General features: G+C 29.2%; 24 protein-coding genes and 1 pseudogene. 19 read left to right on the forward strand and 6 right to left on the reverse strand.

Annotated features, from left to right (window positions below):
* Entirely contained in the window at nt 1-435 is a 435-nt protein-coding gene (locus tag L8X36_RS01240) for a hypothetical protein (RefSeq protein WP_039663912.1), read from the reverse strand.
* A 149-nt stretch (nt 436-584) separates the two neighbouring features.
* Here L8X36_RS01240 and L8X36_RS01245 point away from each other — a divergent pair, with 149 nt between their 5' ends.
* The 16 genes and pseudogenes from L8X36_RS01245 (at nt 585) to L8X36_RS01320 (ending at nt 9,867) form a co-directional block, all read left to right on the forward strand.
* On the forward strand, nt 585-974 hold the full coding sequence (locus tag L8X36_RS01245) for a YcbK family protein (protein WP_263682215.1): 390 nt from the start codon (nt 585-587) through the stop codon (nt 972-974).
* A 9-nt stretch (nt 975-983) separates the two neighbouring features.
* Entirely contained in the window at nt 984-1,319 is a 336-nt protein-coding gene (locus tag L8X36_RS01250; protein ID WP_214100258.1) for a hypothetical protein, read from the forward strand.
* On the forward strand, nt 1,316-1,564 hold the full coding sequence (locus tag L8X36_RS01255) for a hypothetical protein (protein ID WP_043019812.1): 249 nt from the start codon (nt 1,316-1,318) through the stop codon (nt 1,562-1,564). The genes L8X36_RS01250 and L8X36_RS01255 overlap by 4 nt, the downstream gene beginning before the upstream one ends.
* Before the next feature lie 79 nt (nt 1,565-1,643).
* Nucleotides 1,644-1,958, forward strand: coding sequence for a phage holin family protein (locus L8X36_RS01260; protein WP_039663905.1), 315 nt, complete (start codon nt 1,644-1,646; stop codon nt 1,956-1,958).
* Nucleotides 1,955-2,587, forward strand: a complete 633-nt coding sequence (locus L8X36_RS01265; protein ID WP_257942316.1) for a phage baseplate assembly protein V — start codon at nt 1,955-1,957, stop codon at nt 2,585-2,587. Before L8X36_RS01260 ends, L8X36_RS01265 begins: the two co-directional genes overlap by 4 nt.
* Nucleotides 2,584-2,874, forward strand: a complete 291-nt coding sequence (locus tag L8X36_RS01270) for a GPW/gp25 family protein (RefSeq protein ID WP_257942317.1) — start codon at nt 2,584-2,586, stop codon at nt 2,872-2,874. Before L8X36_RS01265 ends, L8X36_RS01270 begins: the two co-directional genes overlap by 4 nt.
* On the forward strand, nt 2,871-4,037 hold the full coding sequence (locus tag L8X36_RS01275; RefSeq protein WP_263682216.1) for a baseplate J/gp47 family protein: 1,167 nt from the start codon (nt 2,871-2,873) through the stop codon (nt 4,035-4,037). The genes L8X36_RS01270 and L8X36_RS01275 overlap by 4 nt, the downstream gene beginning before the upstream one ends.
* A complete protein-coding gene (locus tag L8X36_RS01280) occupies nt 4,034-4,642 on the forward strand; it encodes a phage tail protein I (protein ID WP_263682217.1) in 609 nt (202 codons plus the stop codon). The genes L8X36_RS01275 and L8X36_RS01280 overlap by 4 nt, the downstream gene beginning before the upstream one ends.
* Nucleotides 4,639-5,169, forward strand: a pseudogene (locus L8X36_RS01285) (phage tail protein); the annotation flags it as partial. The gene L8X36_RS01280 and the pseudogene L8X36_RS01285, both read left to right, overlap by 4 nt.
* 15 nt (nt 5,170-5,184) lie before the next feature.
* The gene (locus L8X36_RS01290) at nt 5,185-6,168 is read left to right on the forward strand and encodes a hypothetical protein (RefSeq protein ID WP_263682218.1); all 984 of its coding nucleotides are present in this window, start codon (nt 5,185-5,187) and stop codon (nt 6,166-6,168) included.
* 9 nt (nt 6,169-6,177) lie between these two features.
* A complete protein-coding gene (locus tag L8X36_RS01295; RefSeq protein WP_263682219.1) occupies nt 6,178-6,801 on the forward strand; it encodes a DUF4376 domain-containing protein in 624 nt (207 codons plus the stop codon).
* Nucleotides 6,801-7,157, forward strand: coding sequence for a DUF1353 domain-containing protein (locus L8X36_RS01300; protein WP_250324968.1), 357 nt, complete (start codon nt 6,801-6,803; stop codon nt 7,155-7,157). Before L8X36_RS01295 ends, L8X36_RS01300 begins: the two co-directional genes overlap by 1 nt.
* A 10-nt stretch (nt 7,158-7,167) precedes the next feature.
* Entirely contained in the window at nt 7,168-7,884 is a 717-nt protein-coding gene (locus L8X36_RS01305; RefSeq protein WP_263682220.1) for a hypothetical protein, read from the forward strand.
* Complete coding sequence (locus tag L8X36_RS01310) at nt 7,884-9,074, forward strand: phage tail sheath family protein (protein WP_263682221.1); 1,191 nt, start codon at nt 7,884-7,886, stop codon at nt 9,072-9,074. Before L8X36_RS01305 ends, L8X36_RS01310 begins: the two co-directional genes overlap by 1 nt.
* Before the next feature lie 2 nt (nt 9,075-9,076).
* Entirely contained in the window at nt 9,077-9,586 is a 510-nt protein-coding gene (locus tag L8X36_RS01315; RefSeq protein WP_263682222.1) for a phage major tail tube protein, read from the forward strand.
* Between the two features lie 41 nt (nt 9,587-9,627).
* Entirely contained in the window at nt 9,628-9,867 is a 240-nt protein-coding gene (locus L8X36_RS01320) for a phage tail assembly protein (protein WP_214136384.1), read from the forward strand.
* Between the two features lie 111 nt (nt 9,868-9,978).
* Here the strand turns inward: L8X36_RS01320 and L8X36_RS01325 are convergent, their stop codons facing one another.
* Nucleotides 9,979-10,284 (reverse strand): hypothetical protein, encoded by a 306-nt coding sequence (locus L8X36_RS01325; protein WP_214100245.1) that lies wholly within the window; start codon nt 10,282-10,284, stop codon nt 9,979-9,981.
* 41 nt (nt 10,285-10,325) lie between these two features.
* Here L8X36_RS01325 and L8X36_RS01330 point away from each other — a divergent pair, with 41 nt between their 5' ends.
* From L8X36_RS01330 to L8X36_RS01340, 3 genes are all read left to right on the forward strand, one after another.
* Entirely contained in the window at nt 10,326-12,527 is a 2,202-nt protein-coding gene (locus L8X36_RS01330) for a phage tail tape measure protein (RefSeq protein WP_263682223.1), read from the forward strand.
* A 3-nt stretch (nt 12,528-12,530) separates the two neighbouring features.
* Entirely contained in the window at nt 12,531-13,019 is a 489-nt protein-coding gene (locus L8X36_RS01335; RefSeq protein ID WP_263682224.1) for a phage virion morphogenesis protein, read from the forward strand.
* 102 nt (nt 13,020-13,121) lie between these two features.
* Nucleotides 13,122-13,934, forward strand: coding sequence for a DNA adenine methylase (locus L8X36_RS01340; RefSeq protein ID WP_263682225.1), 813 nt, complete (start codon nt 13,122-13,124; stop codon nt 13,932-13,934).
* Nucleotides 13,935-13,970: 36 nt separating this feature from the next.
* Here L8X36_RS01340 and L8X36_RS01345 read toward each other — a convergent pair whose 3' ends face one another.
* The 4 genes from L8X36_RS01345 to L8X36_RS01360 form a co-directional block, all read right to left on the reverse strand.
* Nucleotides 13,971-14,258 (reverse strand): ankyrin repeat domain-containing protein, encoded by a 288-nt coding sequence (locus tag L8X36_RS01345; RefSeq protein ID WP_263682226.1) that lies wholly within the window; start codon nt 14,256-14,258, stop codon nt 13,971-13,973.
* A 67-nt stretch (nt 14,259-14,325) separates the two neighbouring features.
* Nucleotides 14,326-14,520, reverse strand: a complete 195-nt coding sequence (locus L8X36_RS01350) for a hypothetical protein (RefSeq protein WP_318529555.1) — start codon at nt 14,518-14,520, stop codon at nt 14,326-14,328.
* A 90-nt stretch (nt 14,521-14,610) separates the two neighbouring features.
* Nucleotides 14,611-14,856: a hypothetical protein gene (locus L8X36_RS01355; RefSeq protein ID WP_263682227.1), complete on the reverse strand. Its 246-nt coding sequence runs from the start codon at nt 14,854-14,856 to the stop codon at nt 14,611-14,613.
* Nucleotides 14,857-14,913: 57 nt separating this feature from the next.
* Nucleotides 14,914-15,543 (reverse strand): helix-turn-helix transcriptional regulator, encoded by a 630-nt coding sequence (locus tag L8X36_RS01360; protein ID WP_263659918.1) that lies wholly within the window; start codon nt 15,541-15,543, stop codon nt 14,914-14,916.
* Nucleotides 15,544-15,637 lie beyond the last annotated feature (94 nt).

The raw sequence follows: 15,637 nt of genomic DNA on the forward strand, positions 1-15,637 counted from the left end.
TTAAATCCTTAAAAAATCATTTTTTGGCAAAAAACCACTTTGTAAAGTTCTTGCATAAATACTTAAATAACCATGGTCACTAACTCCTTCATAAATCTTTTTAAGATCTTTTAACTCTACCCTAAAGCCATTATTAAGCTCTGCATTTGAAAGCACCTTATCAACGCTTTCTATGGTGTCAAATAATTTGTGTTTTGCATCTATTCTATGTTTAGGTGTTTTTGATTTAGTGTGAGTTAAAATATAAAGTTTCCAAGTACCTATTTTATTTTCTAAATCTTTATAGCTTTCTCCTTCAAAATCAAGCAAAAGCGAAGCTTCTAAACCATTGATACAAGTTGCTATATTTTGAGTATTTTCAAATTCCCCTAAATATGCTCTGATATTAAAATCTTCAAGTAATTTTAAAAGCTCAACTTCAAATTCTTTAAGCATTTGTTTCCTTATAAAAAATTGATGGCATTTTAGAATGAGAGTTTTTTACTTTCAAATAATGATTTTTGCACAAAGGTTTTAGCACAATTTTTTTCTATTTTTTAAAGAACCTTTTTTATTAAACTTGCAGCAATTCAAAGGAGAAGAAAATGAAAGCAAACCCTTATTTTAAACTTGATGAGTTTAAATGCAGATGTGGAAAATGTGAATTGCCAAAAGGTGTACCAAGTGACGAGCTTGTGGATATTCTTTGTCAAATAAGGGAGCATTTTAACTCATCTATAATTATAAATAGTGCTTATAGATGTGCTTCTCATAATGCTAAAGTTGGCGGTTCCCCTAAATCTCAACACACCTTAGGGAGTGCAGTAGATTTTGTAGTTAAGAATGTTAAAACAGAGGAAGTTCATCAATATGTTTTAGATAATTTTGGCGAAAGAGGTTTAGGGATTGCTATAAAACATAATTTTGATAATCCTTGTGCAGGTTTTGTACATATTGATACGCGTGGTAAAAAAGCAAGATGGACTTATACTTAAAGGTTTAAAATGTTTGATATATCTAAATTATTTGGCTTTGAAAAAATAGCTATTTTTGCCTTAGTTGTTTTAAGTTCTTTTTTGTTTTTTAAAAACCATACTCTAACTTTAGAAAATGAAAATTTAAAGCTTAAGTCTTTGCATTTAAATAGTGAAATAAATGTATTTAAAGATAAATTAAAAGAGCAAAATAAAGCTATTGAAAAATTAAAAATAGAGTTAAAGCCCAAAGAGGTTTTAAAAGAAGTTTTAAAGGTTGATAAGGTTTTTATCAAGGATGAAAGCTGTCAAAGTGAGCTTAATGCTTATAAGGAGCTTTTTAATATCTTAGGTAGCAAGCAATGAGAATTCTTTATATAAAACTATTAATCCTTCCTTTTGTTTTAAGTGCATGTGCTAGCAAGGATATTTTGATTAAAACTGAATTTAGTGAGGTTAAAATACCTGTTAAATGTCCTTTAAAGCTTCCTTTAAAACCTTTAAACAAAGGTGATTTAGCTAGTGCAAAAGAACTTAGCAAATATTATTTAGAAATTGAAAGTATTGCTAAAACTTGCACAGGATGGGATGAAAATGAAACTAGTTATTGAACTTAGCATTGCTTCTTTGTTTTCTAGCTTTGCTTTAGCGTTATTTTATTTGATTGAAATTCTTACAAGGAACTAGCACATGAAGTTAGAAGATATTTTTGTATATATAGTTTTAATGATAGTAAGCTTTATAGCAGGACTTGTAGGAATAGTAACGAAAAACAAGCTAAGCAAAGAGCTTAACATAAAAGGCAAGTTTATACTCTTTTTAAAAGGTATGCTTGGATCTATGTTTGTAGCATATTTAGTTTTTGAAATTGTAAGTTATTTAAATTTTGGCATAAAACTTAGCGTTGCTATGGGTGGATTTGCAGCTTATATGGGAACAGATGCATTACTTAAAATAGAACAGCTTGTAGAAAAAATAATAAGCAAGAAAGTAGAAAAACTATGAATGAGCTTGGCATCATTTGCGACATTAAAGACAATAAAGCAAAAGTTGCTATTGGAGAAATGGTAACTGATTTTTTAAGTGTTTTTCAAGCTTTTTCAAATTCTTACGCAGTGAGCTTTTCACCTTTAAGAATAGGAGAACAAGTTTTAGTAATGCCTGTGCGCGGGGATTTAAATTCAGGTGTAATTTTGCGTGGGCTTTATCAAGAAAAACACAAAGCAAAAAACACAGATACTAATACTTTTAATATAGACTTTGAAGATGGAACACACCTAGAATATAACTCTAAAAGTAACACTTTAAAGCTTGATGTAACTAAAGATATAAATATTACTTGTGTGAATAAAACCATCAATAACCAAAACGACACCTTAAACACTCAAAGTCATACCACAAACGCTAACACCATAACGCTTAATGCCCCAAGCATTAATTTAAATGGTAATACTCAAATTGCAGGAACAATTTCTACAAGTGGCAAAGGTGGAGCAAGTGGGACTTTTAGCATAAAGGGGAATTTAAATTTAATTGGTGATTTAAAGGTTAGTGGAAATATAAGTGATAGCAAAGGTGATTTAACAAATCATACTCATTCTTGCACAGATGGTGCTACGGCGGTAGGTAGATGAAATATTTAACAAGCATTGAAGAAAGTGTTAAAGACATTTTAATCACTCCTTTTGGTTCAAGAGTAATGAGACCTGAGTATGGCTCTTTGCTTTATACACTAATAGATAGAAAAATTGATGATGATTTTAAAATCAAACTTACTAGATATACAGCAGAGGCTATTTCAAAGTGGGAAAAAAGAGTAAGGTTAAAAGGTGTGCGTTTAAATGAATGCAAAGATAATAAATTAAACATTACCTTGCTTTTTGAAAATTATCAGGATTTAAAAGTGGAGCTTAGTAAATGAGTGAAATTTTAAACGCTAATAATGCATACTTTAAACAAAGCTTTTTAAAAGATATTCCTTATCCAAAAATCATAGAAGAGCTTGATTTTGAAAAGATTTTAAAAGATCTTGAAGAGCTTTTTAAAAGCTTTTTAAATGAAAATGTAGAGCTTTTAGAATCAGATCCTTTTAAGGCTGTATTAGAAGCACTTGCTTATAGAGAAATGATAATTAGAGCAAGAATTAATGAAGCAATAAAAGCTACATATTTACATTATGCTAGTGGAAGTGATTTAGATAATGTAGTAGCAAATGGCTACTTGATACAAAGGCTTAAAGGAGTTAAACCAACAGCCAAAGTAGAGTTTGAATTAAATACTTTGCTTACTTATGATGTAATCATTCCAAAAGGTGCGATTTTTTCCAATGAAAATGCTGATATTGCTACCTTAAAAGAAGAAGTAATAATCAAAAAAGGACAAAACAAAGCACAAGGTATTTTAGAGCTTGATGAGTTTGTGCAAAGTAAAGAAAGTAAAACAGAGTTTTTACAAACCCCACTGCCTTTTGTAACTAAAATAAAACAACTTGAAAGTTTTAGTGGTGGAGCAAGTGAAGAAAGTGATGAGAGTTTAAGGCAAAGAGCTGTGATGAGCGTGCATAGATTTTCAACAGCAGGAAGTGAAAAAGGATATATCTATCATGCCCTAAGTGCAAGTGCTAAGGTAGCTTCTATTAAAGCTTTAAATAATGGAGCAGGAAAAGTAAGAGTTATTATTAAAAGTGAAGATAAAGCAAGTGTTGATGTGGTTAAAGAGTATTTAAGTGCAGATGAAAGAAGACCTTTAACTGATGAAGTAAGCGTGGAATTGGCTAAGAAAAGAGAGTTTATTATAGAAGCTAAACTTTTGCTTTTAGAATTAAGTCGTGCTAATGAAATTAGCGAAAAAATTAATGCCTTACAAAGTGATTTTGATTTAAGTGTAGATTTAGCACTGGGATTTATTTACAAATGCTTACATCAAGATGGGGTTTATAAGAGTGAAATTTTAAGCATTAAAGAAAAAATTACAAATGAAGAAGAGCAAGAATTAAAAGACTTACCTTTGGAAAATATATTAATAGCTGATGATGAGTTTGCAAAAATTAGCTTTGAACTTAGCTATGAAAAGGCTATATTATGAGTAACTTAGTTTTAAACCACCACCCAAAACAAAGCAAAGCTATTGATTTAAGTGCAAAGGCAAGATTTGAAGATTTAAATTTAGCTAGTATCACAAATTTAGCACAGCATTGTGATGAAAGATTGTTGCCAATTTTAGCAAATGCTTATGATGTAAGTATTGATGGTTTAAGTCAAAAAGAAGCAAGAGCGCTTTTAAGCAAAGCTTTAATGCTTAAAAGACATGCAGGAACTACCTATGCCATAAAAGAAAGCTTAAAAGCAGTATTTGATACAGCTTTAGTAGAAGAATGGTTTAATTATGATGGTAAGCCTTATCATTTTAAAGTAAAAGTAACTAGCTCTCATAAACCTTTTGATGAAAACACTTTTAAACAGCTTGAAAAACTTATTTATGAGTATAAAAATGTGCGTAGTGTTTTAGAAAGTATTGAATTAAAAGTGCAAAGTCATTGTGATAAATACAATGCTAGTGCCAATTTTACAATAGAAAATATAAGTGTTTTACCACTTAGAGTAAGACAAAGACAAGCAAAACTTTCTTCTTTTAACGCAATAGCTGTTTTTATTAGTGAGAAAAATATACAAAGTGGAGTTGTTTTATGAATAGTGAATTTTACACCATACTCACAAAAATAGGTATAGCAAAAATTATTGATGCAAGGGCTAGTGGAAAAGCTATAGTTCTTTCTAAATTTAAAGCCTCTTCAAAAGTTATCATTCCTAAAGAAGAGATGCAAAGTCTAGAAGAGATTGTGTATGAAGCAAATATTAATTCTAAATATGTGGATGAAAAAAATGATCATCATTTGATTTTAGAATGCATTATAGGTGCAAATGAAGGTGGATTTGAGATTAATGCTATAGGTATATATGATGATGAAAATGATTTAATCGCTATAGGAAATGTTCCAAGAACCTATAAGCCACTTTTAGAAGAAGGTGCTGCCAAAGAGATTATCTTTAAAATCATAATGGAGCTTTCTAATAGCAAAGATGTGATCTTAGAACTTGACAAGAGCATGGCTTTAGCAAGTAAGGATTATGTTGATAATATGAAAATAAATCTCTTATTACCTATTACAAGTAACTCTAATGCTATCTTAAAAATTTTTAATGAAAAAATAGACAAAATCAAAGGAGAATAAATGAGTGTTGATATGAGTTCAAAAATAGATGAATTAGCTCACAATATAGGAGAAGTCATAAATAGAGCTGATGCATTGATGGATAAATTTGAAAAAAACGAAGGTAATATTGCAGGTATTGAGGAAAGTTTAGAAAATAAGGCGAAACTACTAATGCAAAATCTATCTTGGACAGTAAGTAGTGAGACCGAAAGTGATACTAATTTTAATACTTTACAAAAAGCTCTAGATGAAGCTAGTAAATATACACCTGTAACTAATTCAAAAATAACAATAAAACTAAAAACAGGATTTATTTTAAGTGAGGAAATAAGAATACAAGATAGAAATATAGGATTTGTTACCATTATTTCAGAAACCGAAACAAAATATGATGTTGATAAACTATCGGGCAAGACTATATTCTATTTTGATAATTCTAGAACGCCTTATTTGCTTATTAAATTATCTCCAAATAAAGCAGATAATGGAAGAACATTTATAGTAGGTAGTAGGACAAGTATAGGTAGTATAGGTGGAACTTTTACAAATTGTCCTAATGTGTTCTTTTGGGATAATGGTATTTTATCTATAAGAGGAATACAAGTAATTAACGCAACGCAAAGTATAGGAAGTTCTGCTTGTAGTACTATAAATGCCGCAGGGTCTTCAAGTAATGAAAATTATACAGTTTTTAAAAATTGCACTAAAGCTTTATTTAGCTCTGCTTCATCTGACTTATATTTAGAATCAGCAAAATTTGAAAATTGTGTTTTAAATGGAGAAGGACCTGGATTTTACTTTCATAGAGGAGGTAGAGCTTTAATGATAAATACCAAATTTATTAATTGTAAACATACAGTTAGTACAACTGCTTTTTTTCAATTTAATTTAGGAGGAATGGTTCAAATAAGTAATACATCTTTTAATTCTATTGATCCTACAAATAGATGTAACATTGCAACAAATCAAACGACACCTAATGGTGTATTTTTAGTGAGTTAGGAGATTAATATGATAATAGATAAAAGAACATTAACAGGTCAAGGTGAGAATATAAATATTGCTATTATAAATTTTGCAATTGAAAATAATACTAGTCTTTGTTTGTTAGATAGATTTTTAAACGAAGATGAAGACGGTAAAAAAATAGATGATATTACACCTGAAGAAATTGAAAATGGTACACAAGCAGTAAAAGAATACTGTCTAGCAAATAAAAATGAGAATTTATATTTTGAGTACCTACTAGCAATTTCACAAGAAGATGAAAAATTAAATATTTTAAAAGAAAAGAAAAAATATGAAATTCAAACTAAAAGAGATGAAGCTTTAGAAAGCGGACTTGTTTATAATGAGCATACTTTCCAAACAAGAGAAAAAGACAAGCAAAATATCATTGGAGCTGCAACTAATTTAATGTTTGATATACAAAGTGGGACTAACTCAATTTCTGAAATCATTTGGATTGATATAAATGATGAAAAAGTAACTTTTACACCACAAGATTTTTTAAAATTTGCTTCAAGCGTAGCTTATCATACCCAAGAAATTATCTTTAAAGCGAATGCATTAAAAGAAAGAATAGAGCAAGCTAAATCTGAGCAAGATTTAGAAGCTATTGTTTGGGAGAAATGATGAAAAAAGTAATTTTAAAACCATTTAGCAAAGATAGGTTTATACTTGTACAAGATTATGAGTTTAGTTTAAAAAGCTTTAAAGGAAAAATCCCTGCTAATTTTACAAGCAATGGAGCAAATATTCCTAGAATTTTTTGGAGTATTTTTCCACCAAACTCACCTGAGTATTTAAGTGCAGTTGTTGTGCATGATTATTTGTGTGAAAGAGCTAATTCTAGAAATGATTATAAATTAGCAGATTTGGCTTTAAAAGAAGCTATGCAAGCCTTAGGATGTTCTAGTATTAAAACTTTTATTTTTTATCATGCGTGCAATAGCTTTCATGCGATTAAGTGTTTTTTAAAAGGCATTTAAAGGAGTTTAAATGGATTATGGCATTTCTTATATACCAGAAGATGGGCAAGGTGGCTTAATAAAGCCTCCAATTCAAAAACCAGAAGTAATTGATAAAGAATTTATAGAAAAACTTATAAATGAAAAACTAAGTCATACTAAAAATGGTTTAAATGGCAAAAATGCTTTAAACATAGAGCTTAAATTAGAAGATAAAAAGCTTTTTTATAGACATTCTTTAAAAGAAAATCCTATTTTTACTTTTAAAGAAAAAATAGAGTTTCAAGCAAGCTCTTTGGCTTATTTTGAAAAATTTACAATTAAAAGCTTTCCAAATAATACAAAAAAAGCAAAAATATCTTTAGTTACTATTTTTGCAGATAATGGAAAAAATTTTAGCATTAGTGCTAATACTCAAGGATCTTATGAGTATCTTGGAAAGTTAAATCCAAAAGAAGCAAGCGCTGTGTTAATCAATGAAAAAAGCGCAATATTTAAAGCAGAATTAGATTATAAAATTTTAAAAGAAAACACTCTAAGTTCTATTGAGCAAGCTTTATATATTGATAAGATTTTTATCACTTTAGATTTAATTGATGAAAATGAGCAAGTCATATCAAAATGCGTTATTTCTTATACATTCTTACAAGAAGATTTAAACTCAGATTTTCAAGAATTATATGATTTTAATAATGCAGCTAACACTTTAAGCACAAAAACAAAAGAATTAAAAAAAGGAGTTAAATAATGGCAGCTAATTATGGAGTTAATTTTACTATAGAAAATGGTGCAGCAAGTCCTATAGCTATACAAAGTGATACACCTATAGGTATAGCTGGGGTGATTGAGGGTGCAAATAAAGATATGATTTATACTAAAGCTGGATATGAGAGTACTCAAACTATGCCAATTTTTGCTTTTTCTAGTGCAAGTAAAGCAAAAGAGTTTGTAAGTGATTTGATTAAAGAGCATAATTTACAAGATTTTAGACTCTTAGACACTTTAGAATGCATTAATTTACAAAATGTTTCTAATGTGATTATCATTAGTTTTTTTGAAAAAGATACAGAGGATGAAAACACTTTAGCAAATGCAAGTGAAGCGATAGAAATGTTTAAAAAAGCAAAGCATCGCACAGGCTTTGCTCCTGATTTAATCATCGCTCCTTATTATTCTCATGAAGCAGGCATAAAAGCTAAACTTCAAAGCGTAGCAGAGGCTATGAATATTACAGCTATAGTAGATTTATATGCAAACAATGCTGGAGAAGCTATTAATGCTATGGAAAGTTTTAGCTCAAAAAGATTGGTTGCCACTTGGCCTTGGGTGCAAATTTTAAATACCCAAGGAAAATACACCTATGTTCCTCAAAGTCCAATCATAGCAGCAATGATAGCACATACTGATGGAGATAAAGAATATGGCTTTAGTGATTCTTACTCCAATAGAGTTATGAATGGAGTAACTGGGAGTGAGCATTTTGTGGAATTTATTATGGGTGAAGATTGTGATGCAGATAGATTAAGAAAAAATCATATTTCAACTTGTATTCTTTATGAGGGCTTTAGAACTTGGGGTGGTGAAAGTAGTGATGAAGATACCATATGGCAAGATTTAGCAAGAGTAAGAACTTTTGATCGTATTGCCATAGCAGCTCAAAAGGCTTCTTTTAAAGCAATTGATAAAAAAGCTAGTGAGCTTTATTTTGTGAAGATTAGTGTTGAAGAAATGCTAAGAAATTTAAAAGGTGCTAAGGTTTTAATTGGCTATGATGTAGAGTGGGATGAAGAGCAAAATACTCCAAGCAATGTTAGTGCTGGTAAATTTTACTTAAAAGTAAAAATCATGAATAACCCAATTGTAAAACAACTAACCATTAATTTCAAATACTCAGATGAGTGGAGTGATGATTTAATTAAAACTATGCAAGGAGAGTAAAAATGAAGAGAAGAATCGGGGAAGTTATACAAGAATGTAATGTTTATATAGATGGTCAGGGTTACTTAGGAGTAGTTAGAAATCTAAAACTTCCTGATATAGAGCAAGAAATGATAGAAACAAAAGGAGTTTTAAGTGCAAATTATGGTAGTGGCGTGTTAAAACCATTAGAAATCTCTTTTAAACTTTCTGTGGTTGATCCAGTACTTTATGCTGCATTTTTTCATACAACTTATAGCACTATTAAAGCACCCATTCTTTTTAGAGAAAGTGTGCATCAAGGAGGTGATAATCATGGAATTAGCGCTGAAATTATGGGTGAGTTTATAAGTTTAAATGAAAGTGATCATGAAAGCGGAAAAGAAGTTGAAGTTGAAGTAAAAATGGCTGTTCATTCTTATATACAAAGAAGAAACAAAATACCAATTATTACTTATGATCATAAAAATACTATTTTAATGATTAATGGTATTGATTTAATGAGTGGTGTACGCTCTAATTTAACTATTTAAATGCTGGTTAATTTAAATTTAAACATTAAAAGGAGTAAAAGATGAAAGAAAAACTAATTAAACTTGAAAATGGTGAAGAGTTAAAAATGAAAGCACCTAATGTGCGTGTTTTAAAAAATGCTACCAGTAAAAGTGATAAAGAAATGGATCAAACTATTTATATGATAGCTACGCTTACAAATAAACAAGAAAGTGACATAGAAGAATTAAATCTTAAAGATTTTATGGCTTTGCAAAATGCTCTTAAAGATTTTTTGCAAGAAGCAGGAGTTATAGCCTAGAAGCTGTAGCTCTTATAAGCCATAGTTTAAATTGGGGTTTAAATGAGGTGTTAGATTTAGATTTGGAAGAATTTGAAAAAGCTTTAGAAATAGCAAAAGAGTTGTTAAAAACTAAGAGTTTTTAATTGTTTTATTCTTAAAAGAACAAAATTTTAAAGCTACATATAAAACAAAGTCTAAAACTGCAATTAAACACCAAGTTGGTAAAACAATTAAAAGTGCGATAGGTGGTATAATCATCATTAAAATAGCAGTTGTGATAATGCCTATAAAATAAGAAAAGATAAAAATAGCTATTGTATTGAAAAAACCATCATTTGCACTTTGATAACTTATTAAAAAAGCAGGTATAAGTGTTGTTAGTAATAAAGCAATGTGTGAAATCGTATCATCATTAATAAATTTTAAAATTTTCATAGCAAAGATTTTAAAATACAAACACTTAAAAAGGGTTGAATGTGGAAAATGCTGGAAGTATTGGAATTGGTATTGTTTTAGGTTTAGTGACTAAAAATGCAAGTGCTGTTGGTAAAATAGTTAAAGATTTTAATAATTTAGAAAAAGTAGCAGCAAAAACCAAACTCGGCATTAGTGGCTTACAAAAACAACTAGATACCCTTAAATTAAATAGCAATCTAAGAGAAGAATTGAAAGCTCAAAGAAAAGGATTGCAAGATGAAATTTTTACCTTAGGAAATTTAATAAGCAGCGGGATTGTTGGCAAAAGTATAAAAGTTGGAATTGATTTTGAAAGCGCAATGGCTGATGTAAAAAAAGTAACAGAGCTTAGCGAGGGACATAGTTTAAAAGATTTCAAGCAAGATATTATAGATTTAAGCAAAAAGCTGCCAATGAGTGCTGAAGAGATTGCAAAAATAGTAAGCGAAGGAGGAAAGTTAGGTTTAGCTAGTAAAGAAGCTCTTGAGTTTGGAAAAACAGCTACTGCAATGGGAGTTGCTTTCGAGATGGGAGCAGATGAGGCTGGTGAGGCCATAGGTGGTCTTATGGCAAATTTGCAAACCGATGTAAAAGGTATAAAAGATTTAGGTGATAGTATTAATTATTTAGCAGATAAAGGTTCTAGTGATGCTAAGAATATAGTAGATATTATAAGTAGAATTGGTGGAATGGGTAACCTTGTAGGACTTCAAAGAGAAAATATGGCTGCACTTGCGGCCACCCTTGATGAAGTGAAAATTCCTGCTGAAGTTGCAGGAACAGCAATTTCAAGTATGCTTACTAAACTTTCTACAGCAGATGCGTTAGGAGAAAAAGCAGAAGAAGCTTTTATGCAATTAGGGCTTAGTGGTGAATTTATGAAAAAAGCTTTAAATGAAAACTCTCAAGAAGCTATCAATCTTTTACTTTCACGCATAAAAACACTCAACAAAGAATCCCAAATAGGAGTAATAACTAATATTTTTGGCAATGATAGTGGTACAATCAGAGCTATGACTACTTTAGTAAATGGTTATGATCGCTATCAAGAGCTCTTAAAAATGGCAAATTCTGAAGAGAAAAAAGGGTCTATGGATAAAGAATTAATTAACAAGTGTGATACAACAGCTGCTGCTTTAAAAATACTTGGCAATAACATTACTGCCATTGCAATTAAATTTTCAGATGCTTTGCTCCCTGTAGTTAAATCAGTAGCTTTAGGCTTTAGCTTTGTTACTAATATTATAGATATCTTACTTTCAAATTTCCCAGTACTTAGTACAATTATAGCTACAGCTACCGTTACTTTTTTACTTGCAAAACCAGCAATATTAGCATATGCATTTGCTAAAAACTATGTTAAAGATTCCACTCTTTTATTTAAGAATGCCTTAATAGCAACAAGAATTCATCTTTTAGCTTTTGCCAATTCTTGTAATATTTCAAAAATATCACTTATCGGTAAAGCTCTTGCATTAAAACTAGTAAGAATTAGATTAATGGCTAGTGTGATTGCAGCGATTATTTATAAAAAAGCTGCTATAGGATTAAATCTTGTACTAGCAAATCTTTCTAAAGCTTTTATATATGTAGCAAGATGTATTAAAATTTTAACCATAACAATGCTTACTAGTCCACTTGGTATTGCATTGGCTGCAATTGGCATTGTTGCAGGAGTTATTATAGCTAACTGGGACAAAGTTAAGATTTGGTTTGTCTCTTTTATAGAATGGTTGAAGCCAATATTTAATCCAATAGCAAATATTTTTAATTCTATTTGGCAGGGAATAAGCGACTTCTTTTATGGTATTTTTGGTGGCATGTTTGAGTGGTTTGGAGATAAACTTTCTTGGATTAGTGAAACAATAGCTTCTGTAGGAAATTTCATAAATGATGTTTTAGGATTTTTTGGTTTAAATGATGATGAAGTTAAAGTAAGCACCAATAAACAAAGTGAAGAAAAGATTATTAATGCTTATAGGGATGAATTACCACAAACAAATGAAATTTTAGAAGCAAAAAGTATTAAACAAATGCCAATTAATTCTACTCCAAGCTTTAACAATGGCAGTATCAATGTAACGGTCAATGGTACTTTTAATATAGCCACAAAAGATGGTAATTTTAATATGCAAGAGTTTGCTACTGCTATACAAAAAAGCATATTTGATGCTTTAAGAAAACAGGAGCAAAATAAAATCAATACTACTATTTATGGGTAATTTATGAGCGATTATATAGAGATTAAAGGACTCGAAAACTTTTTTAAGGCTTGTGATAAATTAATAGATATGGATAAACATGGGCAAAGCATTTTAGCAGGTGCTGGAGAAAGTATGAGAAATGCTATCATAGATTCTTTTAAAAATGAGCGTAGTATTTTTGGGCAAAAATGGCAAGCTCTAAAACCAGCGACAATAAAACAAAAAATTAAAGAAGGAAAAAATAATGGTATTTTAAAAAGAGATGGTGAGTTAAGCAAAGAAACGAATTGGCAAAGTAAAGTTAGTAAAAATAGTGTAGAAGTTTTTAATAATATACAAAGTAAGAAAGGTTTTAAATATGGACTTACTCATCAATATGGCAGCAAAAAGAAAAATATACCAGCAAGAGCTTTTTTACCAATAGATAATAACAATGTTTTACATAAAAGTGTAAGAGAAACAATTTATGAAGATACTAAAGATTTTATTAAAAAAATTAGCAAAAACTAAAACAGGAAAGCCATAAGCTCTCCTTTCTAAAAACTAGCAAAAGCATTATAACCTTCTTTTTGGAAGCTAGCTAATTAAATTTTATTTTAAAAGGAATTTGTTATGAACACTATAAACAAATTTCTAAAAACTAGCACACAAACTAAACCTACACAAACTAAATTAAAAGCTGCATTTGCTTGGGTGGGTGGTAAAAACTATTTAGCTAAAGAAATCATTGCTTTAATGCCAGAGCATAAAACTTATATAGAAGTTTTTGGTGGAGCTTTGAGTGTTTTTTATCAAAAAAGTCCTTCAAAAATAGAAGTTATTAATGATATAAATAACGAGCTTATTAATTTGCACCTTTGCATAAGAAACAAACCACAAAGTTTAAATAATGTATTAAATTCTTTATTTGTAAGTAGAAAGATATTTGCAATGATAAAAAATAAAGAATTAAAGCCAAGAAATGATATAGAAAGAGCTGCTTTTTATTTTTATCTTATTAGCACTTCTTTTGGATCAAACATGGGGCAATTTGCCATGAGCAAACAAAGAGCGCCAAAAAGATTGCTTAGAGATTTTAGCTTACATACACAAAGGCTTAAACATGCTAGCATTGAGAATAAAAGCTTTGAATATATTTTAAAAGAATATGATTACAATGAGGCTTTGTTTTATTTAGATCCACCTTATGTGGGGACTGAAAATTATTATAAAAACACTAATGGTTTTGGAATAAAAGAGCATAAACTATTAAATGAGTTATTAAAAAACATCAAGGGTAAATTTATGCTTTCTTATAATGATTGTGAGCTTGTAAGAGAACTTTATAAAGATTTTAATTTTAAGGAGTTAAAAGTAAGATATTCTTTAAATAACAATGTTTTAAAAAGAAAAGAGAGCAAGGAGGTTTTAATAATGAACTTTTAAGAATAAAGTTAAGAGAATATTTTTTAATATTCTCTTTTACTTAAGCAAAGAAGCTAAAAAATCTAAAGCTTCTTTTCTAAAATTTTCTTTGCATTCTTCTAGATAATCTTTTTCTAAAATAGCTCCGTATTTTAATAAGAGCAAAATAGCTCCAAAATTATTATGATTAATAGCATAAAACATAGGTTGTTCGCCCATACATTCTTTAGTAGCACTCATACCGTTTTTAAGATACTCTAATACAACATCATTGTTGCCATTGCAAATTACATTTATAAATCCCTTGCTAACACCTTGTCTTATATCTAATATTGCTCTATTCATCTTTTTTATCCTTTTGTTTTGATAAGACTACATTAGCTTGGCTTAGCTGAATGTGTGCTGTTGTGAATTATATTGTTTTAACCCAGCTTGATACGACATTTAATAAGTGATTATAGTCTTTACTTGTAGCTTCTTTAAAAAACTCATCTCTAATATCTTTGTGTATTTTAGCTTTTTTTAAAGCACTATCAACTCTAGCTAAAATTGAAAAAGCATTACCATCTTCTCCGATTAATTTAACTTTTATATTTGGATATTTTATACTCATTTTTAACTCCTTAAAATTCACAAAAAGTGCTTTTTAATTCATATCTTTGTTTTTTGCTATTGTATTGAACTACAAATTTCCTACCTATAATATACTTTCAAATAAAGGCACTTGTATAATGGTTTTTTCTTCATTCATTTCAAGTATTTTTGCGATTGAGTAAGAGTTTATACCCATATTATAAATAGTCATAAGCTCTAAGATATTATCTCTTGCTAGATAATCTTTTTCTTTTAAAAGTCTTTTATACAAAATTTTAAATTCATCTTCTAAATCCTGCATAATTTTTTCTTTTAATTCTTCATCAGTATAGTTTTTAATCTCTTTCATTTTTTCTCCTTTTGTTGATTAAGCACACAATAGCTTGGCAAAGCTTATTGTGTGCTGTTAGATCTTAGAAAGCTCTCCAACTACCACACCAATTAGCAAAAAATCTCCATTTTTATAAAATATGTCTTTATATAAAGGGTTTAAAGAGTGTAAAATTACTCCATTATCTTGTTTTAAAACTTGTTTGATAAAAAGTCCATCTTTAGTATTGACCACACAAATGCTTTTGTTTTTAAAAGTTTTATTTCTATCTATTACGCAAATACTTCTATCTTTGATAATTGGCTCCATACTCTCACCATAGCAAGTAATAAACTCACAATCTTTTGTTTTAAAAAAATCTAATATCTTTTGATCTATTAATATGTTTTCAAAGTCTAAAATATCATTAATACCACCTCCACCTAAACTAGCATTGGTTTTATATAGTTTTAAAATTTTATATTTGTATTCACATTCTAATTGATCTTTTGGAGAGCTTCCATAAAAGAAGTAATTAATACTAATATTTCTTTTTTCTAAGAAATTTAAAATATGTGCATAAGGAATAGAGTTTCTAAATTTCATTGAGTTAAAAGTGTCTGGATGGATACCTAATTCTTTAGCTATATCTTTTGTTTTTAATTCGCACTTACCTTCACTTGCAAGTATGTCTTTTAACTTCTCAATTACTTCTTGCATTTGCATGATCAATCCTTTTATTTTAATTTAAAAGAATTTAACAAAAAATTGCAAAAAGCAATGAAAAGATTTTATTTTGAAAGGTTTAATTATAAGTATA

The sequence above is a fragment of the Campylobacter sp. CNRCH_2014_0184h genome, from assembly GCF_025772985.1.
Lineage (GTDB): Bacteria > Campylobacterota > Campylobacteria > Campylobacterales > Campylobacteraceae > Campylobacter_D.

What these genes read in the sequence shown, in the direction of transcription:
- L8X36_RS01295 (WP_263682219.1), top strand. Translation starts at nt 6,178, where the DNA reads ATGATAATAGATAAAAGAACATTAACAGGTCAAGGTGAGAATATAAAT.
- L8X36_RS01360 (WP_263659918.1), bottom strand. Translation starts at nt 15,543, where the DNA reads ATGCAAATGCAAGAAGTAATTGAGAAGTTAAAAGACATACTTGCAAGT.
- L8X36_RS01245 (WP_263682215.1), top strand. Translation starts at nt 585, where the DNA reads ATGAAAGCAAACCCTTATTTTAAACTTGATGAGTTTAAATGCAGATGT.
- L8X36_RS01265 (WP_257942316.1), top strand. Translation starts at nt 1,955, where the DNA reads ATGAATGAGCTTGGCATCATTTGCGACATTAAAGACAATAAAGCAAAA.
- L8X36_RS01280 (WP_263682217.1), top strand. Translation starts at nt 4,034, where the DNA reads ATGAGTAACTTAGTTTTAAACCACCACCCAAAACAAAGCAAAGCTATT.
- L8X36_RS01290 (WP_263682218.1), top strand. Translation starts at nt 5,185, where the DNA reads ATGAGTGTTGATATGAGTTCAAAAATAGATGAATTAGCTCACAATATA.
- L8X36_RS01275 (WP_263682216.1), top strand. Translation starts at nt 2,871, where the DNA reads ATGAGTGAAATTTTAAACGCTAATAATGCATACTTTAAACAAAGCTTT.
- L8X36_RS01270 (WP_257942317.1), top strand. Translation starts at nt 2,584, where the DNA reads ATGAAATATTTAACAAGCATTGAAGAAAGTGTTAAAGACATTTTAATC.
- L8X36_RS01305 (WP_263682220.1), top strand. Translation starts at nt 7,168, where the DNA reads ATGGATTATGGCATTTCTTATATACCAGAAGATGGGCAAGGTGGCTTA.
- L8X36_RS01310 (WP_263682221.1), top strand. Translation starts at nt 7,884, where the DNA reads ATGGCAGCTAATTATGGAGTTAATTTTACTATAGAAAATGGTGCAGCA.
- L8X36_RS01335 (WP_263682224.1), top strand. Translation starts at nt 12,531, where the DNA reads ATGAGCGATTATATAGAGATTAAAGGACTCGAAAACTTTTTTAAGGCT.
- L8X36_RS01260 (WP_039663905.1), top strand. Translation starts at nt 1,644, where the DNA reads ATGAAGTTAGAAGATATTTTTGTATATATAGTTTTAATGATAGTAAGC.
- L8X36_RS01355 (WP_263682227.1), bottom strand. Translation starts at nt 14,856, where the DNA reads ATGAAAGAGATTAAAAACTATACTGATGAAGAATTAAAAGAAAAAATT.
- L8X36_RS01315 (WP_263682222.1), top strand. Translation starts at nt 9,077, where the DNA reads ATGAAGAGAAGAATCGGGGAAGTTATACAAGAATGTAATGTTTATATA.
- L8X36_RS01240 (WP_039663912.1), bottom strand. Translation starts at nt 435, where the DNA reads ATGCTTAAAGAATTTGAAGTTGAGCTTTTAAAATTACTTGAAGATTTT.
- L8X36_RS01325 (WP_214100245.1), bottom strand. Translation starts at nt 10,284, where the DNA reads ATGAAAATTTTAAAATTTATTAATGATGATACGATTTCACACATTGCT.
- L8X36_RS01320 (WP_214136384.1), top strand. Translation starts at nt 9,628, where the DNA reads ATGAAAGAAAAACTAATTAAACTTGAAAATGGTGAAGAGTTAAAAATG.
- L8X36_RS01300 (WP_250324968.1), top strand. Translation starts at nt 6,801, where the DNA reads ATGAAAAAAGTAATTTTAAAACCATTTAGCAAAGATAGGTTTATACTT.
- L8X36_RS01345 (WP_263682226.1), bottom strand. Translation starts at nt 14,258, where the DNA reads ATGAATAGAGCAATATTAGATATAAGACAAGGTGTTAGCAAGGGATTT.
- L8X36_RS01340 (WP_263682225.1), top strand. Translation starts at nt 13,122, where the DNA reads ATGAACACTATAAACAAATTTCTAAAAACTAGCACACAAACTAAACCT.
- L8X36_RS01255 (WP_043019812.1), top strand. Translation starts at nt 1,316, where the DNA reads ATGAGAATTCTTTATATAAAACTATTAATCCTTCCTTTTGTTTTAAGT.
- L8X36_RS01250 (WP_214100258.1), top strand. Translation starts at nt 984, where the DNA reads ATGTTTGATATATCTAAATTATTTGGCTTTGAAAAAATAGCTATTTTT.